The organism is Micromonospora sp. WMMD882, assembly GCF_027497255.1.
Classification (GTDB): Bacteria; Actinomycetota; Actinomycetes; order Mycobacteriales; family Micromonosporaceae; genus Micromonospora.
On record NZ_CP114903.1, the window covers coordinates 2248311 to 2274613 of the forward strand.

Here is a 26303-nt window from a genome sequence, read left to right on the forward strand (position 1 = left end):
GCTGATCCCGCTGATGGCCCCCTCGCACGGCGGGCGGGTTCCCGACGGTCGGGGGAGTAAACGTACGTCCCGGTGGGCGGTCCGACCGGATGTCGGATCGCCGGACGGGCGACGCGGGGCGGGCGGGGTGTCGGGGACCGGGGTCGGGGGTATGGGGGGCCAGTGGCAATTGTGGAGAGAGTGATCGCAGCGCCCCCGCAGCAGGTCTTCGACGTGCTCGCCGACGGGTGGACGTACAGCGACTGGGTCGTCGGCACGGTGCACATGCGGGACGTGGACGACGACTGGCCGGCCGTCGGCAGCAAGCTGCACCACCGGGCGGGGCCGTGGCCGTTCTCGCTCAGCGACACCTCCACGGTGCTGGTCTGCGAGCCGCCCCGCAAGCTGGTCATCCGGGCCGGGCTCTGGCCGGCCGGCGAGGCGCTCGTGGTGTTCATCCTCGAACCGGTCGGCGACGACGCCACCCGGGTCCGGATCGGCGAGGACTTCGCCGCCGGTCCGCTGCGCTGGGTCCGCAACAAGCTCAACGACCTGGTGCTCAAGCAGCGGAACAAGGAGACACTGAGCCGGCTCGCCGACATCGCCACCCGCCAGAAGGGGTCCTGATGACGCAGACCGTGGTGATCACCGGCGCCAGCGCCGGGGTAGGACGGGCCGTCGCCCGGCACTACGCCGGCCGGGGCGCCCGGTTGGCGCTGCTCGCCCGGGGCGCGGCCGGCCTGGCCGCCGCCGAGCGGGACTGCCGGGAGCTGGGCGCGACGCAGGTGCGCACGTACCAGGTCGACGTCGCCGACGCGGAGGCGGTGCAGCGGGCCGCCGACGACGTGGCCCGTCTCTGGGGCGGGCCGGACGTCTGGATCAACAACGCGATGGTGTCGGTGTTCGCGCCGGCCTGGGAGGTCGCGGCGGCCGAGTTCCGCCGGGTCACCGAGGTCAACTACCTGGGTACGGTGCACGGCACGCTCGCCGCGCTGCGCCACATGCGCCCGCGGGACCGGGGCACGATCGTGCAGGTGGGCTCGGCGCTGGCCTACCGGGGCATCCCGTTGCAGTCGGCGTACTGCGCCAGCAAGCACGCCGTCCAGGGGTTCAACGACTCCCTCCGGGCGGAGCTGCTGCGCGACTGCCCGGGGGTGCGGCTCTCCATGGTGCAGCTCCCGGCGATCAACACCCCGCAGTTCTCCTGGGTGCGGACCAGGCTGCCCCGGCACCCGCAGCCGGTGCCGCCGATCTTCGCCCCGGAGGTGGCCGCCCGGGCGATCGCCTGGGCCGCCGACCGGGGGCCACGGGAGCTGAACGTGGGCGGCCCCACCTGGCGGGCCCGGCTCGGCAACGTCCTCTTCCCCGGCCTGCTCGACCGCACGTTGGCCCGCGGCGGCTACGACAGCCAGCAGACCGGGACCCCGGTCGACCCGGCGACCTGGCGGGACAACCTCGACCGGCCGGGTGACCAGGACCGGGACCGGGGCGCCGAGGGCGTCTTCACCGAGCGGGCGCGGGACAGCTCGGCGGCCCTCTGGGTGGGCACCCACAAACCGGTGGTCGCCGCCGCCGCGGTGGGGGCGCTCGCGCTCGCGCTGGGCGGCCTCACCCGTCGCCCCCGCTGACCTGTCCGCCCGCGCGCTCCCGGTCGGGACCTCCCCGGGCCGGGCCGCGTGGCCGTCCGACAGACGACGCGCCCGCCACCAGGCCGGCATGTCACGTACGAGCCGCCCCCGGGGAGCCCTTCGAGGGCGACCGGGTCGGATGGCTACCCTTTCAGGGACACTTGCCGGCAGACTGAGGATGCTCGTCATGATCGAACCCGTACAGTTACCCTCGCCGTGGCGGGACGCGCGCCTGACGGTCGTGGTGCCCACCTACAACGAGGCGGGGAACATCCCGGTGCTGGTCGAGCGGCTGCTCGGCCTCCCCCTGCCCGGGCTGCGGGTGCTGATCGCGGACGACAACTCCCCCGACGGCACCGGCGAGGTCGCCGACAAGCTCGCCGTCGAGCACCCGGACCGCGTCCAGGTCGTGCACCGCCCCGGCAAGGAAGGGCTCGGCCGGGCCTACGTGGACGGCATCAGCCGGGCGCTGGACGGCGGCGCGGAGTACGTCGCCCAGATGGACGCCGACCTGTCGCATCCGCCGGAGGCGCTGCCCGGGATGCTCGGCGCGCTGCTCTCCACCGGGGCCGGCGTGGTGATCGGTTCCCGTTACGTGCCCGGTGGCGAGCTGGACGAGGCGTGGCCGCTGTACCGGCGGGCGCTCAGCGGGTGGGCCAACCTCTACGTGCACACGCTGCTGCGGGTGCGGATCCGCGACCTGACCGCCGGCTTCAAGATCTGGCGGGCGGACGCGCTGCGCGACATCGGGCTGGAGCGGGTCCAGTCCAACGGCTACAGCTTCCAGGTGGAGATGCACTACCTGGCCACCAAGCTGGGGCACACCATCCTGGAGGTGCCGATCCGCTTCGAGGAGCGGCGGGACGGCGTGTCGAAGATGACCACCGCCACCAAGATCGAGAGCGCGCTGATGCCGTTCAAGCTGCGCACCCGACACCGCGACATCGGCGTGGAGCCGGTCAACCCGACCCGGACGCCGCCGACCCCGGCCGCCGAGCCGGCCGGCGACACCGGCCCGACCCCGGTGACCGCGCCCGCAGGCCCCGTGGCCACGCCCGCGGACGCGGTGGCCACGCCCGCGGCCGTCGTGCCGCCTACGCCGACGAGCGGGTCGGCAGCCGAGCCGGCGGACGAGCTTCCGGCGGCGGCCGAGCCGGCGGACGAGCTTCCGGCGGCGGCCGAGCCGGCGCACCTGCCGGCGGACGGGCCTGCCTCGACGGGCGGGCCGGTGGGCGGCGGGCCGACGCAGGTGGGGACGGCGCTCGCGGCCGCGGAGGCCGCCCCGACGTCGACGGACACGCCGGCGGTGACCCAGCCCGCGCCGACCAAGACGGTGACGGCGACGGTGGAATCCGGGCCGACGGAGCAGCCGGCGGTGAGCGCCGCCTCGACCGCGACGCGACGCGCGCCGGCGAAGCGGGCCCGGAAGAAGGCCACCGGCGCACGGCAGTCGGCAGCCGGGGACCCGCCGACGAGCGTCGACGGCTGACCCGCGGCCGGCGGCGGCTCCCCGACGCCCGGCCCACCCCCGGCGGTACGGGGCCCTGGTGCTGGCCGCCGCGCGCCGCCCGCCCGCCCACGGACGCCCGACCGGACCGGTGAGCGAGCGTCAGGTGGGCCGGTCGTCGGGTCGGCCCACCGTCAGCGGTACACGGCGTGGTGCGCCGCGTCGAGGGCGCGCCGGTACAGGCCACCGGTGAGGGCGCGGTTGCGGGCCAGGGCGGCCCTGGCCGCGTTCGACCCGGGGGCCCCGTGCACGCCGCCTCCGGGGTGCGCCGACGCGCTGGCCAGGTAGAGCCGGTCGATCGGGGTGTCCGGACGCCCCAGTCCGGGCACCGGGCGCAGGAACAGTTGCTGGTAGGCGGCGGCCGTGCCGCCACCCACCGCGCCGCCCACCAGACTCGGGTTGCGTTCCTCCAGGTCCGCCGGGCCGGCCACGAACCGGCCCCGGACCCGGGCGCGGAAGCCGGGCGCCTGGCGCTCCACCACGTCCTCCATCCGCTCCACGTGCCGGGCCACGTCCTCGGCCCGCCAGTCCCGCCGGAACGGCAGATGGGTGTACGCCCACAGCGACTCGGTGCCCGCCGGGGAGCGGCTCGGGTCGGCGGTGGACATCTGTCCCAGCAGCAGGAACGGGTCCTTCGGGACCTCCCCGCAGGCCAGGGCCGCCGCGTACCGGGTCAGCCCGTCGAGGTCGGTGGCGAGGTGCACGGTGCCCGCCCCGGCGACGTCCGGATTGGCCCAGGGCACCGGGCCGTCCACCGCCCAGTCGACCTTCACCGTCGAGCCGTCCCACCGGAAGTGGGTCAGGTCCTCCACCAGCCGGGGCGGCAGCCAGGACGCGCCGACCAGGTCGAGGTAGAGCGCGGGCGCGGGGACGTCGGCGAGCACCGCCCGCCGGGCCCGCCAGGCACGGCCGCCCACCGCCCGGACGCCCATCGCGCGTCCCCTGGCCACCAGCACCCGGTCGACGTGGACGCCGTAGCTGATCCGGCCGCCCCGGGACAGCAGCCGGGCCACCAGGGCGTCGGTGATCCGTTGCGCCCCGCCGGCCGGCACCGGCCAGCCGACCTGCTGACCGAGCATGGCCAGCAACCAGCCGTACACGCCGGAGCCGGCGTCGTCCGTGGAGAGGTCGGTGTGCAGGGCGCAACCGGCCAGCAGCGCCGGACCGCCCGCCCCGGCGAACAGCTCCCCGCCGAGTTGACGGACCGGCAGCACCAGCCGCCGGGCCAGCCGCAGCGCGTCCGCCGTACCCAGCCGGGCCAGCAGGTCCAGGCCGTCGCGGACCGGCGGGAACGGGGTGAACAGCGCGTTCACCAGAGGCCGGGACATGGTCTGCCACTCCCGGTACGACGTCAGCCACCGTTTCCCGTCGCCGGGCGCGAACGCGTCGAGCGAGGCGGCGGTGCGGTCCGGATCCCGGTTGAGCACCGCCGCCCGACCGTCCGGGAACAGGTGGGCCAGCACGTCGGGCGCGTGCCGCCAGGCCAGTCCGTGCTGGTCGAGGGCGAGCCGCCGCAGCACCGGTGAGGCGTACCCGAGGGGGTAGAACGAGCTGTAGAGGTCGCTGAGATAGCCGGGCGCGGCGACCTCGGCGGAGCGGACCGCCCCGCCGGCCGCGTCGGTCGCCTCCAGCACCACGACGTCCCAGCCGGCGTCGACGAGCAGGTTCGCCGCGACCAGACCGTTGTGCCCCGCGCCGACCACCACGGCGTCCGCGCTTCCCGCGCTCGGCGCGCTCGACGGGGCGGGAACGGCGGCGGAGGGGGTCGGCGACATGCGGGACATCATCGGACCGGCCTACCCCCGGGGCAACCGGGCGAAACGCGTTTGTCCCGCCGGGACCGGGGCATCCAGCGCCATGTACCGGGTCGAGCAGCTGGTCGGCGGGGTGTGGGGCGCGGGTGGCGAGGGGGGCGAGTTCGTCGTACGCGACCCGGCGGACGGCACCCCGGTCAGCACCGTGCCGATCGCGACGGTGGCCGAGGTCGCCAAGGCGGTGGGCGCGGCCCGGGGCGCGGCGCCCGGCTGGGCGGCGACCGACCCGACGGAGCGGGCCGCCGCGTTGCGCCGCGCGGCGGACGCGGTCGAGGCCGTCGCCGAGGACCTGGCGCTGGCGACGACGGCGGAGATGGGCAAGCCGCTGCCGGACGCCCGGGGCGGGGTGGCGGCCGGGGTCGGCACCCTACGGCAGTACGCCGAGCTGGGGCCGGTGCGGGGCGGTCGGACGCTGCACGGCGGACGGGACGCGGTCGACTTCATGACGCCGGAGCCGCGCGGGGTGGCGGCGGTGCTCACCCCGTGGAACGACCCGGTGGCGGTGGCCTGCGGGTTGCTCGGGGCGGCCCTGGTCACCGGCAACGTGGTGGTGTTCAAACCGAGCGAGCGCGCCCCGGCGACCGGCTGGCTGCTGGCGAGGGCGCTCGACGGCGAGCTGCCCGCCGGGGTGCTGTCGCTGCTCACCGGGGGCGCGGAGGTCGGCGCGGCGCTGGCCGGGCAGGAGGTGGACGTGGTGGCGCACGTCGGGTCCACCGCCACCGGCCGGTCGATCGCCGCCGCGTGCGCCCGGACCGGCGCGAAGGCCCTGCTGGAGAACGGTGGCAGTGATCCGCTGATCGTCGACTCGGACGTCGACCCGGGTTGGGCGGCCGGGCAGGCGGCGATGGGCGCGTTCGCCAACGCCGGGCAGCTCTGCGTGGCGGTGGAGCGGATCTACGTGCACCGGGACGTGGTCGACGGGTTCGTGCCGGCGTTGGTCGAGCTGACCCGGGCGATGCGGGTCGGGCCGGGCGGGGACGCGGAGACCGAGATCGGCCCGCTGGTGGACCGGCGGCACCGGGAGCACGTGCACGGGCAGGTGACGGCGGCGGTGGCCGAGGGGGCGCGGGCGCTGGCCGGCGGCGTCCTACCGGACGGCCCGGGGGCGTTCTACCCCCCGACGGTGGTGGTCGACTGCGCCGACGGGATGGCCCTGGTACGCGAGGAGACGTTCGGGCCGGTCGCCCCGGTGCTGGTGGTGGAGTCGTTCGACGAGGCGCTGGCGCGGGCCGGGCGTTCGCCGTACGGGCTGGCCGCCACGGTGCTCACCGGGTCGATGAGCCACGCCCAGCGGGCCTGGCGGGAGCTGCCGGTGGGCACGGTCAAGGTGAACGCGGTGTTCGGCGGCGCGCCCGGCGGGGCCGCGCAGCCGCGCCGGGGCAGCGGCCAGGGCTTCGGGTACGGCCCGGAGCTGCTCGACGAGTTCACCACCACGAAGGCGGTGCATCTGGCGGCGCCCGGCGGCGGTCACTGGTGACCGCCGCCGGCGACGCGGGCCGGCCCCGTCGACGCCCCGACCGGCCGGCTTCCGAGGGTCAGTCGCCCCGGGCCTTGCGGGTGCTGCGGTCGTTCGCCTTCTGGATGGCCTCGACCAGCTCCGGCTTGGTCATCCGGGAGCGTCCCCGGACGTCCAGCTTCCGGGCCACCCGCATCAGGTGTTCCTTGGTGGCGTTGGCGTCCACGCCACCGGCGGTCGGGGCGCGCCGCCCCGGGCCGCCACCGGCGGCCTGCCGGTCGCTGGGGCCCTTGCGTCCCTTGGGCTCCCAGTGGTCGCCGACCTTCTCGAACTCGTGCTTGAGGGCGGCGAAGGCGGTGCGGTGGGCACGTTCGCCCTCGCCGTAGGTCTCCACCGCGGAGTCGTGCGTCTTCGCCCAGGTGCGCTGCGCCTTGTCCGGTGAGCGCCGCACGGTGCTGGGCAGTACCTCACGCCCTGGCATCTCGTCCTCCTCCACCTCGACTGCTACCGGCTGTCACCGTTCCCCGTCCCGGCGGCGGCAAACGACGCGCGCGGGTTTGTCGATTTTTCGCAGCGGGTACCGCGGGGACCCGGCCGCGGGTCCACGGCCACGGGCAGCGGCGACGCGGGAGCGGTGATGGCAGCGACGACGACGGGGCCGGTGGCGGTCGACGGGCCGGACGGGGCGCGGGTGCCGCGCGGCCTGCGCCAGTTGAGCTGGCCCACCTGGCGTGGGGTGCTGGTCCGCAGCGGGCAGAACTTCCTCAAGGACAACTGCGCGGACTGGGCCGCGGCGCTGACCTACTACGGCGTCCTGGCGCTCTTCCCCTCGATCGTCGTGGTGGTGGCCCTGGTGGGGCTGGTCTCCGACGGGGAACGGACCGTGGACACCCTGATCGGCCTGGCCCGGGACGTCGGGGCGGGCTCGGTGGTGGCCAACGACGGCGTGGTGGGCGCGGTCGAGGGGGTGGTGGACCAGCGCGGCGGGGTGCGGGCGCTGCTCAGCTTCGGTCTGCTCGGCGCGCTCTGGTCGGCCTCGGGCTTCATCGGCGCGTTCACCCGCGCCTCCAACGCGATCTACGGGGTCGAGGAGGGTCGGCCGTTCTACCGCCTGCGCCCGTTGCAGATCGGCCTGGCGGCGTTGTCGTTGGTGCTGCTGGCGGTGGTGGCGACGGGGCTCATCGTCAGCGGCCCGGTGACCGACGCGGTCGGTGACCTGCTCGGCCTGGGTGACGCGCCCCGCACCGCGTGGAGCCTGGCGAAGTGGCCGGTGCTCACCCTGATCCTGATGTCGCTGCTCTCGCTGCTGTTCTGGATCGCCCCGAACGTGCGCCAGCCCCGGTTCCGGTGGCTCACCGTCGGCGGCGCGGTGGCCCTGCTCGCCTGGGGGCTGGTCTCCTTCGGCTTCGGCCTCTACGTGTCCAACGTCGGGTCGTACGACGTCACGTACGGCAGTCTGGGCGCGATCATCGCCTTCCTGGTGTGGCTCTACCTCTCCAACTGCGCGCTGATGTTCGGGGTGCAGATCAACGCCGAGGTGCAGCGGGGCCGAGTGCTCCAGGCCGGCGTCACCGACGCCGAGGAGCCGGTGCTCACCCCGAAGCGTCCGGCCGAGCCGTGACCTGCCCCTGCCTGCGGGCGGGCGCGGCGGGCGCGGACATCGGCGACGGCGCGGGGCGACCGGCGACGGCGCGCGCCGGTTTACCGCCGGCTCGTCCGGGTAGCGCATAGGACATGGACCGAGGAAGCAGCAAGCACGGACCCCGGCTCGACGAGCAGATGAGCCAGGAGGTCAGCGGCCTGGTGCAGGGACCGGGAGTCGGCGGTTCCCGGGTCGACGAGTTCCGTGAGGCCGAGCCCGCCGGTGAGGACCAGCCGGGCTCGACCACCGCGCCGGCAGGCGAGCTGCGTACCGGCTCGCCGCAGGGCATGAGCTCCACGGACGTGGAGCGGCGCAGTCGACTCGGTCGGTTCATCGGCCTGTCGGCGTTGCCCGGCGACCGGGACGTCCTGCTGGACAGCGCCCGGCAGAACGAGGCGCCCGACGACATCATCGCCGACCTGGAGAGCCTGCCGGCCGGCACCCGGTACCGGACGGTCTCCGAGGTCTGGGCGGCCCTGGGCCACCGCAACGAGACCCAACGCTGGTGAGGCGGTTCTCCCCCGAACCACCGACACCACCGACACCGCCGGCGAAGACGACAGCGACGAGGAGGACCTTGAGATGGGTGGCGTGACCGAGCACGTGGACGTGGACGTCCCGATCCGGACCGCGTACGACCAGTGGACGCAGTTCGAGGAGTTTCCCCAGTTCATGGAGGGCGTGGAGGAGGTCCGACAGGTCTCCGACACGATGACCCACTGGAAGGTGGAGATCGCGGGCGTGAAGCGCGAGTTCGACGCGCAGATCACCGAGCAGCTCCCCGACGAGCGGGTGGCCTGGAACTCCACCGGCGGCACGAAGCACGGCGGGGTGGTGACCTTCCACCGCCTCGACGAGGAGCACACCCGCATCACGCTCCAGTTGGAGTTCGAGCCGCAGGGCGTGGTCGAGCAGGCCGGCGACAAGCTGGGCATCGTCGACCGCCGGGCCAAGGGCGACCTGGAACGGTTCAAGTCGTTCATCGAGCGGCGCGGCCAGGAGAGCGGCGCCTGGCGGGGCCAGGTCGACCGGCCCCAGCCCTGATCACCGCGCTTTTCCGACGGCCGCCGGTTCTCCGGCGGCCGTCGTCGTCTCCCCGGCCGCCGTCGCGCCCCCGTCGTCGTCTCCCCGGCCGCCGTCGTGCCCCCGTCGTCGTCGCGCCCCGGCCGCCGGCCGCAGGGTTCCGGGCGCGCCGGGCCGGTCGCCGGCCGGTTTGCCGGCGGCCGGCCCGGGTACCGGCGGAGTCATGACCGACAATGATCCCACCGTGTGGCGTGACGAGGAGCGGCTGCCGCTCAGCGAACTGGACAGGGCCGTGGCGACCTCCCCGGGCGACGGCCAGGTCGACGACGTGACCGGTAACGACGCCGGGTACGAGTCCGCGTTCGGGCACGGCCCGGTGCCGGCGGACGGGCACGTAGCCGCCGAGGCCGACCAGGAACGGGAGGCGACCGACGCGGAACGGGCGTACCGGCCCTCCCCCACCGGCCGGACGGGCCCGGACGTCTGAGTTTCCCCGCACGAACACCGGACGGACGGCCCGGACACCTGAGCCCCGGACGGCCTGGTCACAGGGCCGTCCGGACGGCGGGCTGCCGCCGGTCAGGCCGGGCGGACGGGCCGGCGGGTGGCGGCGGCGTGCAGGGCGAGCAGCCCCAGCGTGAGCGCCACCAGCGCCGGCCCGAGCGCCTCCACCGAGGTCCGGGCGATCAGCACCCCGATGACGGTCGGCCCGATCGCGCCGCCCAGCCCGGCCAGCCCGATCTGCATCCCGATGGCCCGGTCGGCGTGCCGGGCGCCGACCCGGTCGGCGGTGGTGAGGGTCAGCAGCGGGAAGACCGGCGCGGCGGCGAAGCCGACCACCGCCAGGCCGGTCACCGCGAGCCAGGCCGGGCCGGGCAACGCGATCAGGACGGCGCCGACCACCAGCCCGACGAGACTGCCCCGCAGCACCAGGGCGCTGCCGAGCCGCTCGGCGACCATCCCCTGGACGACCCGGCCCAGGAACAGGCTGGTCCAGTACCCGGACACGCAGATCCCGGCCACCGCGGCGGTCAGCCCGCGCCCTTCGGTGAGCAGCAGGAACGCCCACAGCCCCGCGCCGAACTCGACGCCGACGTAGAGCAGGAACGCGAGCGCGCCGAGCCAGACCGCCGGCAGCCGCAGCGTCTCCGCGACCGGCACCGCCGCCGGGGGGACCTGGCCGGAGGCCGGGGCGGTCGACGGGCCCGCCGCGCCCCGGTCCCGCCAGGCGCGGACGGTCGACGCGAAGGCCACGGCCAGAGCGAGCTGGCCGGCGGCGACCAGCCCGTACCCCCAACGCCAGGAGAGGCCCGCGCCGAGCGCCGCCGTCATGATCAGCGGACCGACCGCCACCCCGAGCCCGAAGAAGGCGTGCATCCAGTTCATGTGCCGGGGTCCGAACGCTCCGGCGGCGTACGCGTTGAGTCCGGAATCGATCGCGCCGGAGCCGAGGCCGAGCGCCAACGCGCACCCGGCCACCGGAAGCAGGCCCGGGGCGAACGCCCACCCGGTGAGCGACACGCTGGCCAGGACCGTGCTCAACGCGAGCAGCCGGCCCACGCCGAGCCGGGCGATGCTGAACCCGGCGATCACGCTGGAGGTCAGGTAGCCGACGGTCGAGGCGGCGAGCACCAGCCCGACCGACCCCGAAGTCGGAGCGCATGGCGGGCCACCCGACCCCGAGCAGCCCGTCGGGCAGCCCGAGGCTGACGAAGGCGAGGTAGGCGAGGAGCAGCAGGGAGGGCCGGGGGGTGGTGGACACGACGGGCCATCCTGCCCCGCTCCGGCGTTCCCTGGCCAGTGGGTCGGGCCACAGCGGCGCCGCCGGGTCGCCGGTGGCGGGCGGGGGCCCAGGGCCGGTCACCCAAGGATCAACCGAACGGCCGAAGGGCAATCCGGGCATCGCGCGCAAGACTATCGGGATGCATCAGGGCAATGGCTTCCTCACCGTTCGTCAACGCCGCCTGGCATGGCTCGGCTTTCTGCTCGCCGCCCTCCAGGCGCCCGTCTCCGCCTGGCTGGTCCCCGACGGCTCGTGGCTGTTCAGCCTGGTCGTCGCGGTGATGGTGGCGACGGTGATCATCGCCGACGACGCCGGCCGACGGCAGACCGCCGACGCCCGCGCCGGAGACTGACCCGGGTCAGCCGGCGGCCGGGCGCGCCTCGTGTCCGGGCCGACCCCGGGTTCGCCGCTGCTCCTTCATCTCGGCCTCGTAGAGGTGCCGTGACCCGCCGACCAGCTCCGTGCGGGCCGCCCGGTCCATCTCCCGGAACAGCGCGTAGTACCCGTCGTCGAAGTCCTCGACGATCTGGAAGGTCCACCGGCCGGCGATGACGTTGCGGCCGAGCAGCTCCTCGCTGATCCGGTCGGCGATCCCGGCGTGCCCGGCCGCGCGGAGCTGCGCGACCGCGTCGTCGAGCATCAGGTCGGCGTGCCCGATCAACTGGTGCAGTGAGTAGAGATGCCCGCGGGCCCGTTCCACGGTCTCCAGCGCCTCGCTGAGCTTGCCGACCGCGGCGACGGTCTCGTCGCTGACCCCGGGCGGCCGCTGGTGTCGCTCGTCCGGGCCGTCCGTCTGGTGCCGTGCCATCCGTGCCTCCGTGCCGTTCGGGGTCGCTCACCCCCCGCTGGTACCCCGGTGGCGGCGACTCACTCGCCGGCGCCCGGACGGCGGTGCGGGGCGGCTCGTACCACCGGCCGAGGCGGCACCCGCCGACCGGACGAGGGCGGCCGGCGTCCCGGCCGATTACCCTCGGTCTCCATGTATGCGCAGTTCGGCGGGGCGCCCGCCGGCACGGCCGTGGGCGCGGCGCAGGCGACGATCGCCGCGTTGACCGTGTCGATCGGCACCGCCGGGCTGGCCGCCGCCGCCCGCCGGCCGGGTCTGCTCGCCCAGGTCGACCAGCACGCCGCGGCGGTCCGGGACAGCCTCGACGGCGACCGGCGCCCACTCACCCTGGCCGCCCTGGCCGGGTACGCCGAGGGCGTCCGCGCGGCGGCCCTCGAACACGGCTGGTCCCCTCCGACCGGGCCGGTCGACTGGTCCGCGCCGGACTGGCCGCTGACCCGCCTGCTCGCGGTCTGCGCCCTGGCCCGACCGACCTGCGCGCCCGCCTGAACCCGACCGACGCGGGTGGGGAGGACGCCCGCACCGGGCATCCTCCCCACCGCAACCGTCGCGGTCACTCGGCCCGACGGAACTGCTGGGTCTCCTCCCCGGGGGCGCCGGAGCGGTAGCCGGCAGCCGTCCCGCTCGGCGTCGGCGCCTGCCGCGCGCCACCCCGGTCGGCCATCTGCCGCTCCATGTCGCTGCGGCCGGCGGACTGCGCCTGCCGCTGCGCCTGGACCGCCCGGGACTCCTCGGCGGCCCGGTCCAGCCAGCGGTCCCAGCGGGCCTGCATCGGCTTCACCAGGCCACCGCCGACCCCGATGATCAGGATGCCGGCCACCGTGGCGAGCACCGCGATCAGCACCGGCGTGGTCACCGTGGTCGCGATGCCGACCTGGTTCAGCGCGGCGATCACGCCGAGCGCGATGATGAAGATCGCCGTCAGGTCGGCCAGGACCTTGCCGTACGAGAGCCCGCCCAGCGCGCCGCTGACGAGATCACGGACGGCGTTGGCGATGGCGGCGGCCACCACCACGATGACGATCGCGATGAACGCCCGGGGCAGCCAGCTCACCACGCCCGAGATCAGGTTGCTGATCGCGTTCGGTCCCCACACGCCGAAGGCGAACTGCAGGGTGAACAGCAGCACGGCGTAGTACGCCAACCGCGCCAGGATGTCGCTCGCGTCGTACCGGGTGCGTTCCAGCGCCCGGCGGATCCCACCCCGTTCGACCGCCCGGTCGAAGCCCACCCGTTCCAGTGCCGCGTCCACGATCTTGAGCACGAAGCGGGCGATGATCCAGCCCACCACGAGGATCGCGATGAAGGCGATGGCCCTCGGCACGAAGAGCAGCACCGACCTCCACATGTCGGTCAAGGCCGTGCCGATGTCGACCTGCCTGACCGCGAGGGTTTTCCGCATGTCGTCCCTCCTGTCGCCTGGTCTGCGCCGCCCGCATACCCCTCCTTCTTCCCGGCAACCCGCAGCGGAGCTGCCCATTTACCGGACAGTCGGGCCCTGGTGGGGACGTTCGGCACCTCCGTCGACGGTCGTCGGGACGCGCCGGCTCCGGCGCGGCCGGAACGCCTCCCGGCGCTGCCGGCTAGGCTGCGTCACATGCCAGGCACGGTCGGACACGTCCCCGCGTCACCCGCGCCGGTCCCGGGGGCCCCGGCCACCGGCACGGCGGCGCTCGTCCTCGGTCACCCGTGGGCCGGCACCTCGCTGGGGGCGATCGAAGGGTGGGATCCGGCGGTACGGGCCGTCGTCGACCTGGTCCTCGGCGCTGCGGTGCCGATGTCGTTGACCCTGGGCGCGGAGTTCCTGCTCGTCTACAACGACGGCTACGCCGAGCTGGTCGGGGCGGCGCACCCGGCGATCGGGCAGCCGGCGGCCGAGGTCTTCGCCGACGTCTGGCCCCTGCCCGGCGTCGGTGACCTCATCGAACGCACCTTCCACGAGGGCCGGTCCGCGCTGGCGAAGGAGTTGATCCTGCCGGTCACCCGGTACGGCTCCGGCGCGGTCGAGCAGGGCGTCTTCACCCGCGGCTGCTCGCCGGTGCGGGACAGCGCCGGGGCGGTGGTCGGGGTGCTGACCGTGGTGGCCGAGACCACCCAGGGCACCGAGCAGTTGCAGAGCCTCAGCGAGCTGGCCGCCGCCCTGTCCGGCACCCTCACCCTCGACGACGTGGCCCGGGTGGCGCTGCGCTACGCCCTGGACGCCTTCGACGCCGACCGGGTGGCCTTCGCGGTGGACGACGGTGGCGGCTGGCGGATCGTCCGCCGGGTCCGGGGCGAGCTGCTCGACGAGGCCGACGAACGGTTGCCGCCGTTGTGGCGACGCTCGCCGGACGACCGGCCCACGCCGCTGGTGACGGCCGCGCGCAGCGGGGCGCCGATCTTCACCGGCGACGGTCGGCCGTTGGCCGACGTCGCGGTCGACCGGCACGACCAGAAGATCCGGGCGCTGGCCAACCTGCCGTTACGGTCCGCCGTGCTGCGGGGCGGGATCAGCGTCGGGTACCAGCGGCCCCATCCCTGGTCGGCCGGCGAGCGGGCGTTGCTGGCCGCCGCCGCCGAGCTGGTCGGGCAGGCCGCCGAGCGGGCCCGCCGGTTCGAGAACCAGCACGGCACGGCGCAGTTGCTGCAACGCAGCATGCTGCCCGAGCACCTGCCGGACCTGCCCCGGTTGCGGATCGCCGCCCGGTACGACCCCGGCGTCGACGGCAACGCCGCCGGAGGGGACTTCTACGACGCGTTCCTGCTGCCCGACGGCCGGTTGGGCGTGGTGCTCGGCGACGTGGCCGGTCACGACGTGCAGGCCGCCGCGCGGATGGGTCAGGTGCGCGCGGCGCTGCGCGCGCTGGCGTTGACCGACCCGCGTCCGGACGCCGTCCTGGCCGGGCTGGACCGGCTGGTCGCCAGCCTGGGCGCCGAGGGTGGCACCCACGAGCTCTTCGTGACTGTGGTCTTCGGCGTGATCGACGCGGAGCGGGAGCTGCTCACGCTCGCCAGCGCCGGGCATCCGGCCCCGCTGCTGCGGCGTTGCGCCGACCCCGACGACCGGCCCGCCGCCGCTTACCTGGACGTGGTCAGCGGCGCGCCGCTGGGACTGGGGTGCCTGCCGGGCACCACCACGGTCCCGTTCACTCCCGGCGACACGCTGCTGCTCTTCAGTGACGGGGTGGTGGAACGCCGCTGGCAGAGCCTCTCCGTGGGGTTGGCCGGGCTGGCCGAGGCGGTCGCCACGGCCGGCAGCGGCGACCCCCGGGCGCTGTGCGCCGTCGCCACCGCGGCGGTGCCCGGCGCGACCGACGACGACGTGGCCGTCCTCGCCGTGGAGCACGCGCTGATGCCGAGCCGGTCGGCCGGCATGGAGGTGCCGGCCGAGCCTACCGCGCCGAGCCGGGTCCGGCGCTGGATGACCGCCCAGTTGTCCGCCTGGCAGGTGCCCGAGTCGATCGTCGGCGCGGCGGTGCTGTGCACCAGCGAGTTGACCACCAACGCCCTGCTGCACGCCGGGACGGCCGCCCGGGTGGAGATCGACCTCAGCGCGGAACGGTTGCTGGTGTCGGTCGCCGACTCCGGCACCCGGGGCGCGGTGACGAAGACGCAGACCGACACGCTGAGCAGCCGGGGGCGTGGCCTGGGGTTGATCGAGCAGCTCAGCGACGCCTGGGGCACCGACCCGACGGTACGTGGCTCCACCGTCTGGTTCGAGATCCTGATCCCGCCCGGCAGGTGAGCAGCGTCCCGCTCGTGTCCCGCTGCCGCGGCGGCCCGGGTCGATCCGGACCGACCTGAACGCGAAGGAATATCTACCTCCTCCGCTGGGCACAGTTGCTCCTCGCCTGCCCGGGCGTCCCGGGCGGCGCGAGGGGTGGATCGTGGAGCTTGAACCGGTGGACGTCGCACTCGCGGTGCTCGGCGTCGGCTCGCTGTTGGCCGGGATCCTCCCCCGGATGCTGGAACGCCGTCCGCTGTCGATGCCGATCGCCTTCCTGGGCCTCGGCATGCTGATCTTCCTGCTGCCCACCGGGCTGCCGGTGCCGGACCCGCTGACGCACGCCGACGTCGCGACCCATCTCACCGAGATCGGGGTGATCGTCGCGCTGATGGGCGCCGGGCTCAAGATCGACCGACCGTTGAGCTGGCGTCGGTGGTCGTCCACCTGGCGGCTGCTCGCCATCGCGATGCCGCTGTGCATCGCGGCCGTCGCCCTGCTCGGCTGGTGGTGGGCCGGCCTCGCGCCGGCCGCCGCGCTGCTGCTCGCCGCCGCGCTGGCGCCGACCGATCCGGTGCTCGCCGCGGACGTGCAGGTCGGCGAGCCGACCGACGTGGAGGACTCCGAGGACGAGGTCCGCTTCGCCCTGACCTCGGAGGCCGGCCTGAACGACGGGCTGGCCTTCCCCTTCGTGTACGCGGCCATCGCCGTCGCCTCGGCCGGTCTCGCGCCGCACGCGTGGCTGGCCGACTGGCTCACGGTCGACGTGCTGTGGAAGATCGCCGCCGGGGTGGCCGGCGGGTGGCTCGTCGGCTGGCTGCTCGGCAAGCTCTTCTTCCGCGCCCCGAGCGAGATCCGGTTGGCCCGGCACTCCGAGGGCTTCCTCGCGCTGGCCGCGACCTTCCTGGCGTACGGGCTGGTCGAGCTGATCAGCGGGTACGGCTTCCTGGCCGTCTTCGTCGCCGCCCGGGCGATCCGCGCGGCGGAACGGACCCACGAGTTCCACGCGGTGCTGCACGACTTCGCCGAGCAGGTCGAGCGGCTGCTCACCGTGCTGCTGCTCCTGCTGTTCGGCGGGGCGGTGGTGAGCGGCCTGCTGGGCGCGCTGACCTGGCCGGCGGCCCTGGTCGGGCTCGCGCTGATCTTCGTGATCCGGCCGCTCGCCGGCTGGTTGGCCCTGCGCGGCGCGCCCGGCAGGCCGGCCGAGCACTGGGTGATCGCGTCCTTCGGCATCCGCGGCGTCGGCTCGTTCTACTACCTGGCCTACGCCACCACCAAAGCGGAGTTCCCGGGGGCGGACCTGCTCTGGGCGACGGTCGGGCTGGTGGTGATCGTGTCGGTGGTGGTGCACGGCGTCGCGGCCACGCCGGTCATGCAGCTCCTCGACCGCGAGGGGGAACGCACCTCCGCCGACGGCAGGCAGGAGACCCTGTCGAACGCCTGACCGGCGCGTCCCGCCGGCGCCAGGGCGCGGCAGGCGGCTCAGCCGGTCAGCTTCTCGACCAGGGCCCGGCCCAGCGCCCGACCGGAACGCCAGGCGGTCTGCGCCCGGGGGACGCCGAAGGCGTCGCCGGCCAGTCCGATCCCGTCGGCGTCCAGGTGGCACGCCCCGGCCCGCCCCGGCGTCGGCTTCGCGTACGTCCAGCGGTGCACGTGCACGAACTCGGCCGGCTCGGGCAGGGCCAGCAGGTCCCGGACGGCCTCCGCCACGGCGGGCCCGGCCGCGTCGGGTCGGCGCAGGTGCCGGCCGGCGAACTCGGGCGTGGTGTGCGCGACCAGGACGGGGGCGGCGTCGCCCCGCCGGTCGCCGTCGTCGCAGACCAGGCTCAGCACGGGGTGGCCGTTGACGAACGCCCCGGCGAAGTCGGCCCAGCGGCGGCGCGGGAAACGCAGCACGGTGGCCAGCGTCGACGTCCACTGCTGCGCCCGCGCCGCGCGACGGGCCCCGACCAGCGCCGGGGCGAGCAGCGGCGTCGCCTGCGGGCCGGGCACGGCGAGCGCCACCGCGTCGCACGGCGTGCCGTCGACGACCGGGCCGGGCTCCACCGCGAGCACCAACCGGTCGACCAGCACGGGGAGGTCCGTCGCCAGGTCGGTCACCAGGGACCGCAGTCCGTGGGGCGCCGCCCAGCGCATCGGGCCGGAGGTGACGCTGCGGCCGTCCGGCCCGTACGCGACGAAGGTGTCGGTCCACGGGCGGGCCAGGCCGGCCCGCCGCCAGCGTTCGACGATCCGGGCGAAGTCCGGGTCGTCGACGGTGAAGTAGGCCGCGCCGAGGTCGGCGGGACGGCCGTCGAAGCGTTTGCTGGCCAGGCGGCCCCCGGCCACCCGGGCCCGTTCGCGCACCTCCACCGGGACGCCCGCGTCCACCAGCTCACGGGCGCACGCCACCCCGGCGATGCCGGCCCCCACCACGATCACCCGTGCTCGCTCCCCGTTCACCGCATGATCGTATGCGGCCGGACGGTCGGGCCGGATCGGCGCGCCGGGGTGGCATGAACCACCGCCCGGAGGGTATTGGCACGCCTGTTCGAGGAAAGGTGGAGATCATGACGGACCGCGACAGCGCGCAGGCCAACCCCCAGGCGGCGATCAAGGACCCCGACGAGTGGGTCACCGGCGACGAGCCGCCCACGGCGGCGCAGGAGTCGTACCTGGCGACGCTCTCCCGGGAGGCCGGTGAGCCGGTGCCGGAAGGGCTGACCAAGGCGGAGACGGCGAAACGGATCGACGAGTTGCAGGGGGAGACCGGTCGGGGTCAGTGACCGCCGCGGCGGGGCAGGCGGTGCAGCTCGACCCGGTCGAGCCGCCCCGCCGCCACCCGGGCGGTCAGGTACGTCGCGTGGGGCTGTGCCCGCCGGTCGGTCGGCGAGCCGGGGTTGAGCAGCCGCAGTCCGTTCGACGCGACGGTGTCCCACGGGATGTGGGAGTGGCCGAACACGAGCACGTCGCAGTCGGGGAACCGGGCCGCGCAGCGCGCCTCCCGGCCGGCGCGGGGCCCGGTCTCGTGCACGACGGCGACCCGGATCCCGGCCAGCTCGACCCGGGCCACCTCGGGCAGTCGGGCGCGCAGCTCCGGACCGTCGTTGTTGCCGTACACGCCGACCAGCCGGCGGGCCCGACGGTCCAGCGCGTCGAGCAGCGCGACGTCGACCCAGTCGCCGGCGTGCAGCACCACGTCGGCGGCGTCGACCGCCGCCCAGAGCGGTTCGGGCAGCTCCCGCGCCCGCTTCGGCAGATGGGTGTCCGCCGTGATCACCAGCCGCATCGCGTCCCGTCCGGGTTCGTCGGGAGGGTTTTCCCACCGTCGCTCCGTGTATAGCAGGGGGCCTGCCTGGTGTCCCGCGCCGGCGCGGGACGGGTCCTGTTCCGGGCCGTGACGGGGCGCGTGCCTGGCTGCGGCGGGCCGCGCTACGGGCCACGGGGCGGGGTGGCCCGGTTTCGGTCCGGCGACGCGGCGGCGACGGGAAAGTTGCCGATCAGCGCGTGCACGGGCCCGACCAGACGCGTCGGTGTGAAGAAGGGGCTTCCCTCCGGCCCGTTCCGACCCGTACGGTGGAGATCGGCGTGGGAGCGCTTCCAGGGGCATATCTCGATAAGGAGAGGGAATTGAGGACCAGATCACGACTCGTCGCGGCGGGCGCCGCCACGGCCGCGTTCGCCGCCGCGGCGACGGTCGGGGTGGGCGCGCTCCGGCCCCCGGCGGCAGCCGCGGCCGATTCGGCGTTCTACGTCGACCCGCAGACCAGCGCGGCCCGTTGGGTGGCCGCCAACCCGGGTGACTCGCGCGCCGCGGTGATCCGCGACCGGATCGCCAGCGTGCCGCAGGCCCGGTGGTACACCACCACCAACACCTCCACCGTACGTTCCGAGGTGGACTCCTTCGTGGGGGCCGCCGCCGCGGCCGGCAAGATCCCGATCCTGGTGGTGTACAACATCCCCAACCGGGACTGCAGCGGCGCCAGCGGTGGTGGCGCGCCCAGCCACACCGCCTACCGGCAGTGGGTGGACCAGGTCGCCGCCGGCCTGGGTGGCCGACCGGCCACCATCGTCCTCGAGCCGGACGTGCTGCCCCTGATGACGAGCTGCCAGAACGCCACCCAGCAGGCCGAGACGCGGGCCTCGATGGCGTACGCCGGCAAGAAGCTCAAGTCGGGCTCGTCCCAGGCGAAGGTCTACTTCGACGCCGGCCACTCGGCCTGGCTCACGCCCGCCGAGGCCGCCAACCGGCTCAACGGCGCGGACATCTCCAACAGCGCGGACGGCATCTCGCTGAACGTCTCGAACTACCGCACCACCTCCGAGGCCGTCTCGTACGCCAAGCAGGTGATCGCCGCGACCGGGAACTCCCGGCTCAAGGCGGTCATCGACACCAGCCGCAACGGCAACGGGCCGGCCGGCTCGGAGTGGTGCGACCCGCCGGGCCGGGCCATCGGCACGCCGAGCACCACGAACACCGGCGACTCCGCGATCGACGCGTTCCTCTGGGTGAAGCTGCCGGGCGAGGCCGACGGCTGCATCGCCGCCGCCGGGCAGTTCGTCCCGCAGCGGGCGTACGAGCTGGCAATGGCGGCCGGTCCCACGACCGCGCCGCCGACCACCCCGCCGCCCACCACGGCGCCGCCGACCACTCCCCCGCCGACCACTCCCCCGCCGACCACGCCGCCGCCGAACGGCGGGTCCTGCGTGGTCAGCTACACGCCGAACGCCTGGACCGGCGGGTTCACCGTCGAGATCCGGGTGACCAACCGGTCGTCGGCGGTCAACGGGTGGACCATCGCCTTCACCGCCGGGTCCGGCGTCCGGCTGACCAGCGGCTGGAACGGCGAGTGGAGCCAGTCCGGGCAGCAGCTCACCGTCCGTAACGCCGCCTGGAACGGCTCGCTGGCCAACGGCGCCACGGTCAGCGTCGGCTTCCAGGGCACCTTCACCGGCAGCAGCCTGCCGCCGTTCACCGGCTTCACCCTCAACGGGCAGTCCTGCTCCTGAGGCACGCGGGGGTCCCCGGCCGGCTCGTCCGGCCGGGGGCCCCCGTCCCGTCAGGCGCCCTGGCCCTGGTTCTGCATCAGCCCGCCGTCCATGAAGTACGTGCTCCCGGTGACGTAGTCGGCGTCGTCGCTGGCCAGGAAGACCGCCAGCCGGCCGATCTCCTGCGGTTGGGCGGCCCGCTTGAACGGGATGCTCTGCACCTGCTCCTCCAGGTACCGCGGGTCGTCGATGGCCCGCTGGTTGAACGGGGTGAGCACCATGCCCGGCCCGATGTTGTTGACGTTGATCCCCATCGGGGCGACCTCCAGGGCGAGGCTCTTGGCGAACTCCAGCATCGCGCCCTTGCTGGCGTCGTAGTCGGCGCCACCGGCCCGGGCCACCTCCTGGTGGATCGAGGTGATGTTGATGATCTTGCCGTGTCCGCCCTGGTCCCGGCGGTGCCGCACGAACCGGCGCGAACAGAAGAACGCCCCGTAGACGTTGGTCCGGATGGCCCGGTCCCAGGTCTCGGTGTCCAGGTCGGCCACCGGGATGCCGGCGGCGTCCACCCCCGCGTCGTTCATCAGCACGTCCAGCGCGCCGAACTCGGCGAGCGCCTCGTCGAACATCGACTCCACCTGACGTTCGTCGGTGATGTCGCCCTGCACCACCACGGCCCGCCGGCCGGCCGCCTCGACCTGCTCCCGGGTGTGGTTCGCCCCGTCGTGGTCGTCAAGGTAGTGCACCACCACGTCGGCGCCCTCCCGCCCGAACTCGATCGCCGTCGCCTGCCCGATCCCCGAGTCCGAGCCGGTGATCAGGGCCGTCCTGCCGGCCAGTCGTCCGGTCATGATCCTGCTCCCTTCGTCGACCCCGCGCCGGGCGGCACGGGTTCCGGGTTCCGGTCCAGGGTGTCGGGGCGCCGGGTCGCCCGGGCCCGGTCGGCGGCGTCGGTCAGCCGTCCGGCCGCGTTGATCAGCCCGATGTGGGAGAACGCCTGCGGGAAGTTGCCGAGCTGCTCACCGGTCACCGGGTCGAGCTGCTCGGCGAAGAGGCCGAGGTCGTTGACCCGCTCGGCGAGCCGGTCGAAGAGCCGTTCGGCCCGCTCCAGCTCGCCGGCCAGGGCCAGGCAGCCGACCAGCCAGAACGAGCAGATGACGAAGCCCGCCGGGTCGCCGTCCCAGCGCCGCAGCAACCCGTCGTGCGCCAACCGCCGCTCGACGACCTCCATGGTGGAACGCATCCGGGGGTCGTCGGCCGGCAAGAAGCCGACCAGCGGCATGATCAGCACCGAGGCGTCCAGCTCGGCGGAGTCGAAGGCCCCGGTGTACGCGCCGAGCCGGCTGTTCCAGCCCCGGGTCAGCACCGCCGCGCGCACCTCGTCGCGGGCCGCCGCCCAGCGGGCCACCTCCGCCCGGTCACCGAGCCGCGGACCGAAACGCACCGCCCGGTCCAGGGCGGTCCAGCACTGCACCTTGGACGACACGTAGTGCCGCTCGGCGTCCCGGGCCTCCCACATGCCGGCGTCCGGGCGTCGCCAGTCGACGGCAGCCTGGTGGGCCAGCGCCCGCAGCAGGGTACGCACCTCGGTGGACATCGGGTCCAGGTAGTGCCGCATCAGCCAGGCCGCGTCGAGCACCTCGCCGAGCACGTCGGACTGGCGTTGCCGCCAGGCGTCGTTGCCGACGGACACCGGCCGGCTGTCGGCGTACCCGCGCAGGTGGTCGAGGCGGTGCTCGGTGAGGTCACGTTCGCCCTCGACGCCGTACATGATCGGGGCGGGCGTGCCGTCGATCCGCCCCATCGCCCGGGCCACCCAGGCGAACTGGCGGTTCGCCTCGTCCGGGCAGGCCGCCCGCCACAGCGCCTGCAACGTCAGGCTGAAGTCCCGTACCCAGACGTAACGGTAGTCGTAGTTGCGGTCGCCGCCGAGCTCCTCCGGCAGCGACGTGGTGGCCGCCGCGACGACCGCCCCGCTGGGCTGGTACGTCATCCCCTGCACCACCATCGCGCTGCGACGCACCGCCTCCCGGTGGTGGCCCCGGTAGTCGTGCAGGTCCGCCCAGGAGCGCCAGCCGGCCGTCGTCTCGGCCAGCGCCTCCACGGCGTCCGGCACCGTCGGCGGGCCACCGTCGTAGGTGGGCGAGAAGGCCAGGGTGAACGCGTACGTCTCCCCCGCCCGGACGTCGAACCGGGCGGTCGCCTCCCCGGCGTCGAGCCGCAGCGGCACCGCGCTGCGCAGCAGCAGACTGGTCGCGCCGGCGGTCGCCGACACCAGACCGTCGCGTTCGGTCAGGAACGCGGTCACCCGCCCGTACTCGAAGCGGGGCCGGTAGCGCAGTCGCATCGGGACGACGCCGTCGAGGCCGCGCACGACGCGGACCAGCATCCGGGGCGAGCGACGGCCGATGTCGTGCCCCCGCGCGCCGGGCTCCAGCGCCAACGCGTCGGTGACCGCGACCGCGCCGCGGCCGGTGGTGAAGACGGTACGCAGCACGAGCGCGTCGTCCAGGTAGGCGCGGTCGCAGTCGTACCGGTCGTCCGGCCGGATCGACCAGTGCCCCGCGTCGTCGTCGAGCAGCCGCCCGAACACCGACGGCCCGTCGAACCGGGCCGGACACCACCAGTCCACGGTGCCGTGCCGGTCGACCAGCGCCGCGGTACGCCCGTCGGCCAGGAAGCCGTGCTCGCTGATCAGTGCGCTCGCCACGTCGCTGCCTACCCGACCACCCGGCCGCCATGCCTGCCGGCCCGGGACCGGGCCACGTTACCGCCACCCGCCGGTGGGAACGCGGGGTCGGACCGAAGGAGGCAACCAATGACCAGACCCTCGACCCCGACCGCCTGGCAGCCCGGGATGCCGGGCGCCGGCCCGATGCCGTCCGGTCCCGCCGGTCGTCCGACGCCGTTCGGCGACGGTCACGCACCGCTGCCGTTCGGTGACGGCCACGGAGCGCAGGGCGGCCGACCCACCGTCACCATCGGGTCGTATCCGGACTATCCGTCCGCGCAGCGGGTGGTGGACCACCTGGCGGACAACCGTTTCCCGGTGGAACACACCGCCATCGTCGGCACCAACCTCACCCTGGTGGAGACCGTGCTCGGCCGGCTCACCACCGGGCGTTCGGCACTGGCCGGGGCAGGCGCGGGCGCCTGGTTCGGGCTGTTCATCGGGCTGCTGTTCGGCCTCTTCACCGTCGGCAACTGGCTGGCGGTCATCCTGGTCGGCCTGGTCGTCGGGGCGATCTGGGGGGCCGTCTTCGGGGCGGTCGCGCACGCCATGACCGGCGGCCGGCGGGACTTCACCTCGGCCAGCTCGCTGCGGGCCGGGCAGTACGCGGTCACCGTCGACGCCCAGGTCGCCGACCGGGCGCAGGAGGTGCTGGCCCGGATGCACCTGACCCCGACCGGCCACACCGGACGGTGAGCCGACGCCGGCCCCGGGGGCTGGCGGACCCGCCCCGTCGGCCCGGGTCGGCGGACCCGCCCCGCCGGCCCGGGGTCGGCGGGCCACGCCCGTCGGCCCCGGTCGGGCCCGCACCGGACGCCGGGGCGGCGGGTCAGCCGTCGGTGGCCAGGCGGGCGTGCAGGTGCTCGTCGTAGCGGCGGCCGTCACCATATCGGTAGGACTCCCGCAGCGTCCCCTCCCAGGCGTAGCCGGCCCGTTCGGCCACCCGGCACGAGGCGGGGTTCGCCACGGCGTGGCAGAGCTCGATGCGGTGCAGGCCCAGCGTGTCGAACGCCCAGCCGGTCACCAGCCGGACCGCGGCGGAGGCGACGCCCCGGCCCCGTGCCCCGGGCGTCGTCCAGTACCCGATCGACGCCTCGTCGCCGTGGATGCGGTGCAACGAGACCGACCCGGTCAACGCGCCGGTCACCGGGTCGGTGACGGCGAACGAGGCGTGGTCACCGGCCGACCAGTCGGCCCGGAGCCGGACCCAGGTCCGCGCGGCGGCCAGGTCCGGCATCGTCGACGGATTCCACTGGGCCGTCTGCGGATCGCGCAGGGCGGCCAGCACGGCCGGCGCGTCCTCCGGCCGCCAGGGCCGTAACGCCAGCTCCGGGCCGCTCAACTCGACATGCTCCACGAGGCGCGAGTCTGCCACGGCCGCCGGTCGGCACGCGCTCGATTTCCACTCGCGTCACCGCCTGCGCCGGCACCCCCCGCCATGGCCGCGCAGCGGCGGAAACCAGGCCCGACCTGGCCCTGCCGGGGTGTCCCGGAGGGGAAGTCAGGGATCATCTCGGGGCGTTCCCTGAGGAGAACGCGGGGCCCGCCTTGCCTATACTCGACCATGCGATGGTCCCGGCGAGGGAGCTGCTCCGGATGAACATGATCGAGGCATACGTCGCCGAGCTGGGCGGTGCCCTTCGCGGCCCCCGGGCGTCCAAGGCCGATCTGCTCGCCGAGGCGCGCGACGGCCTCATCGACGCCGCGGACGCGTACGAGGACGCCGGTCTCGACCGGCCCGACGCCGAGCGCCGCGCGGTCGCCGAGTTCGGCGCGGTCCCCGACATCGTCCCCGACTACCAGACCGAGCTGGGGCTGGCCCAGGGTCGCCGCACCGCGTTGCTGATCTTCTTCGTGCTCGCCGCCCAGCCGGTGCTGTGGCGGGCGACCCGGCGCCTGGCCGGCGGCGCGGGCTTCGACAGCCCCGGCTACCTGCTGGTCGAGGACGTGGTGAGCTGGATGGGCGCGGCCACGGTGTGCGCCGCCATCCTCGTCGTCGCGGCGGCCGGGTACGGCGTGCGCTATCTGGGCGCCCGCCGACGGCTGGCCCGGGTCACCGGGGTCTTCGCGCTCACCGTGTGCGTGGTGTTCTCCGTGCTGGGGGTGCTGCTCACCGCGCTCACCCCGAACGCGCTGATGAGCGTCGCCGGGCTGCCGAGCGCGCTGGTGTTCCTGGGCATCCCGCTCGCCGGCATCGGGGTCTCCGGCCGGAACTGCCTGACCGCCTCCGGGCAGCCGGCCGCCTCCTGACGGCAGCGGCGACGGGCGCGCCTCAGGCGAGGCCGGGCACCGTGCCGGGGCGGAGCACACCCTCCACCACGGCGGCGAAATCCCGCCACTCGGAGCGTTCGTCGGCCAGCGCCCGACGCCCCGACGCGGTGAGCTGGTAGGTGCGGCGCTTACGGCCACCGACGGTGCTCCACTCGCTCTGCACGTAGCCGGCGCGCTCCAGCCGGCGCAGCGCCGGGTAGAGGGTGCCGGTGGGCAGGTCGAGAGCCCCGCCGCTGCGGGCCTGGAGCGCCTCCATGATCGCGTAGCCGTGCAGCGACTCCCGCTCCAGCACGGAGAGAATCAGGGCGTCGAGGTGCCCCCGCAACGCGTTTGGCCTCATGTAGCCAATCTACACGAACCCGCTTCGGTAGCCTAGCTACAGGTAGTTGCCCTATCAGCGGTGATCAGGGCAGATCCCCGTGCCCGGGGTCGGGGCGGCGCACCATCGTCGCTCGACCGCCGGTCGAGCCGTCCCGATCATGCTGGCCCGACCGGCGTACGGCGGCCCGAGTGGGGATCCCCCGCCGGGCGTCGCCGGAACGGACGTGCGGACGAGGGCGGCGGGATGTACGTGTACCGGTTCCTGAGCAGTTGCGGACGGCTGGCCGTCGACACGGCCCGGGAGGTCTGGGTGGGGTTGACGTCGTTCGGGGCGGCGTTGATCGGCCTGCCGCTGCCGTCCCCGACCCGGACGGGATCCGCGCCAGCGCCCCGGGCGGGGGCCGCGCCCCGGCCTCAGGCGGGGCCCGGCACGCCACCGGCCCAGGCGGGGCCCGCGCGGTCGGCCCAGGCGGAGCCCGGCACGCCGTCGGCCGGGCATCCGGAACGGCTGATCCCGCACGTGCCGCTCAGCCCCGCGGAACGCGAGCTCTGGTCCCAGCTCCGCTGACCCGGCCGAGCCGCCGGGCCGGGCGCGGTCACATCCCCTTGAGGCCGTGGGCGGTGGCCGAG

General features: G+C 74.9%; 27 protein-coding genes and 1 pseudogene. 17 read left to right on the forward strand and 11 right to left on the reverse strand.

Annotated elements, in window-relative coordinates; translation table 11 throughout:
- The first annotated feature begins 180 nt into the window (after positions 1 to 180).
- The 3 genes and pseudogenes from O7606_RS08940 to O7606_RS08950 all read left to right on the forward strand — a co-directional run.
- Positions 181 to 606 carry an SRPBCC family protein gene (locus tag O7606_RS08940; protein WP_348651141.1) on the forward strand — a complete coding sequence of 142 codons (426 nt, stop codon included), beginning with the start codon at positions 181 to 183 and terminating at the stop codon, positions 604 to 606.
- Positions 606 to 1607: an SDR family oxidoreductase gene (locus tag O7606_RS08945; protein WP_281598587.1), complete on the forward strand. Its 1002-nt coding sequence runs from the start codon at positions 606 to 608 to the stop codon at positions 1605 to 1607. The genes O7606_RS08940 and O7606_RS08945 overlap by 1 nt, the downstream gene beginning before the upstream one ends.
- A 187-nt stretch (positions 1608 to 1794) precedes the next feature.
- Positions 1795 to 2553 (forward strand): annotated as a pseudogene (locus tag O7606_RS08950) (polyprenol monophosphomannose synthase); the annotation flags it as partial.
- 695 nt (positions 2554 to 3248) lie between these two features.
- On the opposite strand, the gene O7606_RS08955 reads toward O7606_RS08950, so the two are convergent.
- Entirely contained in the window at positions 3249 to 4889 is a 1641-nt protein-coding gene (locus tag O7606_RS08955; protein WP_281598588.1) for an NAD(P)/FAD-dependent oxidoreductase, read from the reverse strand.
- Positions 4890 to 4971: 82 nt separating this feature from the next.
- Between O7606_RS08955 and O7606_RS08960 the strand changes: the two genes are divergently transcribed.
- Entirely contained in the window at positions 4972 to 6405 is a 1434-nt protein-coding gene (locus O7606_RS08960; RefSeq protein WP_281599571.1) for an aldehyde dehydrogenase family protein, read from the forward strand.
- Between the two features lie 58 nt (positions 6406 to 6463).
- Here O7606_RS08960 and O7606_RS08965 read toward each other — a convergent pair whose 3' ends face one another.
- Entirely contained in the window at positions 6464 to 6865 is a 402-nt protein-coding gene (locus tag O7606_RS08965; protein WP_281598589.1) for a ChaB family protein, read from the reverse strand.
- A gap of 156 nt (positions 6866 to 7021) precedes the next feature.
- Here O7606_RS08965 and O7606_RS08970 point away from each other — a divergent pair, with 156 nt between their 5' ends.
- The 4 genes from O7606_RS08970 (at position 7022) to O7606_RS08985 (ending at position 9536) form a co-directional block, all read left to right on the forward strand.
- A complete protein-coding gene (locus O7606_RS08970) occupies positions 7022 to 8005 on the forward strand; it encodes a YihY/virulence factor BrkB family protein (protein WP_281598590.1) in 984 nt (327 codons plus the stop codon).
- Positions 8006 to 8118: 113 nt separating this feature from the next.
- Complete coding sequence (locus O7606_RS08975; RefSeq protein ID WP_281598591.1) at positions 8119 to 8535, forward strand: DUF2795 domain-containing protein; 417 nt, start codon at positions 8119 to 8121, stop codon at positions 8533 to 8535.
- A gap of 73 nt (positions 8536 to 8608) precedes the next feature.
- A complete protein-coding gene (locus O7606_RS08980; protein WP_281598592.1) occupies positions 8609 to 9070 on the forward strand; it encodes an SRPBCC family protein in 462 nt (153 codons plus the stop codon).
- Between the two features lie 202 nt (positions 9071 to 9272).
- Positions 9273 to 9536, forward strand: coding sequence for a hypothetical protein (locus O7606_RS08985; RefSeq protein ID WP_281598593.1), 264 nt, complete (start codon positions 9273 to 9275; stop codon positions 9534 to 9536).
- A 92-nt stretch (positions 9537 to 9628) separates the two neighbouring features.
- Here the strand turns inward: O7606_RS08985 and O7606_RS08990 are convergent, their stop codons facing one another.
- Positions 9629 to 10681: an MFS transporter gene (locus O7606_RS08990; protein WP_281598594.1), complete on the reverse strand. Its 1053-nt coding sequence runs from the start codon at positions 10679 to 10681 to the stop codon at positions 9629 to 9631.
- A 290-nt stretch (positions 10682 to 10971) separates the two neighbouring features.
- Here O7606_RS08990 and O7606_RS08995 point away from each other — a divergent pair, with 290 nt between their 5' ends.
- Positions 10972 to 11184, forward strand: coding sequence for a hypothetical protein (locus O7606_RS08995; protein ID WP_281598595.1), 213 nt, complete (start codon positions 10972 to 10974; stop codon positions 11182 to 11184).
- A gap of 6 nt (positions 11185 to 11190) precedes the next feature.
- Here O7606_RS08995 and O7606_RS09000 read toward each other — a convergent pair whose 3' ends face one another.
- Positions 11191 to 11640 carry a hypothetical protein gene (locus O7606_RS09000; RefSeq protein WP_281598596.1) on the reverse strand — a complete coding sequence of 150 codons (450 nt, stop codon included), beginning with the start codon at positions 11638 to 11640 and terminating at the stop codon, positions 11191 to 11193.
- A gap of 171 nt (positions 11641 to 11811) precedes the next feature.
- On the opposite strand from O7606_RS09000, the gene O7606_RS09005 reads away from it, so the two are divergent.
- Entirely contained in the window at positions 11812 to 12168 is a 357-nt protein-coding gene (locus tag O7606_RS09005; protein WP_281598597.1) for a DUF6401 family natural product biosynthesis protein, read from the forward strand.
- Positions 12169 to 12232: 64 nt separating this feature from the next.
- Here the strand turns inward: O7606_RS09005 and O7606_RS09010 are convergent, their stop codons facing one another.
- Positions 12233 to 13081, reverse strand: coding sequence for a hypothetical protein (locus tag O7606_RS09010; protein ID WP_281598598.1), 849 nt, complete (start codon positions 13079 to 13081; stop codon positions 12233 to 12235).
- A gap of 195 nt (positions 13082 to 13276) precedes the next feature.
- On the opposite strand from O7606_RS09010, the gene O7606_RS09015 reads away from it, so the two are divergent.
- Complete coding sequence (locus O7606_RS09015) at positions 13277 to 15403, forward strand: SpoIIE family protein phosphatase (protein WP_281598599.1); 2127 nt, start codon at positions 13277 to 13279, stop codon at positions 15401 to 15403.
- Positions 15404 to 15560: 157 nt separating this feature from the next.
- Complete coding sequence (locus tag O7606_RS09020; RefSeq protein WP_281598600.1) at positions 15561 to 16826, forward strand: cation:proton antiporter; 1266 nt, start codon at positions 15561 to 15563, stop codon at positions 16824 to 16826.
- Between the two features lie 38 nt (positions 16827 to 16864).
- Here O7606_RS09020 and O7606_RS09025 read toward each other — a convergent pair whose 3' ends face one another.
- Positions 16865 to 17803 (reverse strand): FAD-dependent oxidoreductase, encoded by a 939-nt coding sequence (locus tag O7606_RS09025; protein WP_281599572.1) that lies wholly within the window; start codon positions 17801 to 17803, stop codon positions 16865 to 16867.
- Between the two features lie 128 nt (positions 17804 to 17931).
- On the opposite strand from O7606_RS09025, the gene O7606_RS09030 reads away from it, so the two are divergent.
- Complete coding sequence (locus tag O7606_RS09030; protein ID WP_281598601.1) at positions 17932 to 18147, forward strand: DUF3072 domain-containing protein; 216 nt, start codon at positions 17932 to 17934, stop codon at positions 18145 to 18147.
- Here the strand turns inward: O7606_RS09030 and O7606_RS09035 are convergent.
- The gene (locus O7606_RS09035; protein WP_281598602.1) at positions 18141 to 18650 is read right to left on the reverse strand and encodes a metallophosphoesterase; all 510 of its coding nucleotides are present in this window, start codon (positions 18648 to 18650) and stop codon (positions 18141 to 18143) included. The two genes, O7606_RS09030 and O7606_RS09035, sit on opposite strands and share 7 nt — an antisense overlap.
- 341 nt (positions 18651 to 18991) lie before the next feature.
- On the opposite strand from O7606_RS09035, the gene O7606_RS09040 reads away from it, so the two are divergent.
- Positions 18992 to 20371: a glycoside hydrolase family 6 protein gene (locus O7606_RS09040; RefSeq protein WP_281598603.1), complete on the forward strand. Its 1380-nt coding sequence runs from the start codon at positions 18992 to 18994 to the stop codon at positions 20369 to 20371.
- Positions 20372 to 20421: 50 nt separating this feature from the next.
- Here the strand turns inward: O7606_RS09040 and O7606_RS09045 are convergent, their stop codons facing one another.
- Positions 20422 to 21201, reverse strand: coding sequence for a glucose 1-dehydrogenase (locus O7606_RS09045; protein WP_281598604.1), 780 nt, complete (start codon positions 21199 to 21201; stop codon positions 20422 to 20424).
- A complete protein-coding gene (locus tag O7606_RS09050) occupies positions 21198 to 23060 on the reverse strand; it encodes a glycoside hydrolase family 15 protein (protein ID WP_281598605.1) in 1863 nt (620 codons plus the stop codon). The genes O7606_RS09045 and O7606_RS09050 overlap by 4 nt, the downstream gene beginning before the upstream one ends.
- 108 nt (positions 23061 to 23168) lie before the next feature.
- Here O7606_RS09050 and O7606_RS09055 point away from each other — a divergent pair, with 108 nt between their 5' ends.
- Complete coding sequence (locus tag O7606_RS09055; protein WP_281598606.1) at positions 23169 to 23777, forward strand: general stress protein; 609 nt, start codon at positions 23169 to 23171, stop codon at positions 23775 to 23777.
- A 133-nt stretch (positions 23778 to 23910) separates the two neighbouring features.
- On the opposite strand, the gene O7606_RS09060 is transcribed toward O7606_RS09055, so the two are convergent.
- Positions 23911 to 24438 carry a GNAT family N-acetyltransferase gene (locus O7606_RS09060; protein WP_281598607.1) on the reverse strand — a complete coding sequence of 176 codons (528 nt, stop codon included), beginning with the start codon at positions 24436 to 24438 and terminating at the stop codon, positions 23911 to 23913.
- Positions 24439 to 24650: 212 nt separating this feature from the next.
- On the opposite strand from O7606_RS09060, the gene O7606_RS09065 reads away from it, so the two are divergent.
- On the forward strand, positions 24651 to 25331 hold the full coding sequence (locus tag O7606_RS09065; protein WP_281598608.1) for a permease prefix domain 1-containing protein: 681 nt from the start codon (positions 24651 to 24653) through the stop codon (positions 25329 to 25331).
- A gap of 22 nt (positions 25332 to 25353) precedes the next feature.
- Here O7606_RS09065 and O7606_RS09070 read toward each other — a convergent pair whose 3' ends face one another.
- Positions 25354 to 25692, reverse strand: a complete 339-nt coding sequence (locus tag O7606_RS09070; protein ID WP_281598609.1) for a PadR family transcriptional regulator — start codon at positions 25690 to 25692, stop codon at positions 25354 to 25356.
- Between the two features lie 225 nt (positions 25693 to 25917).
- Between O7606_RS09070 and O7606_RS09075 the strand changes: the two genes are divergently transcribed.
- Positions 25918 to 26241 carry a DUF6059 family protein gene (locus tag O7606_RS09075; RefSeq protein ID WP_281598610.1) on the forward strand — a complete coding sequence of 108 codons (324 nt, stop codon included), beginning with the start codon at positions 25918 to 25920 and terminating at the stop codon, positions 26239 to 26241.
- The last annotated feature ends 62 nt before the right edge of the window (positions 26242 to 26303 follow it).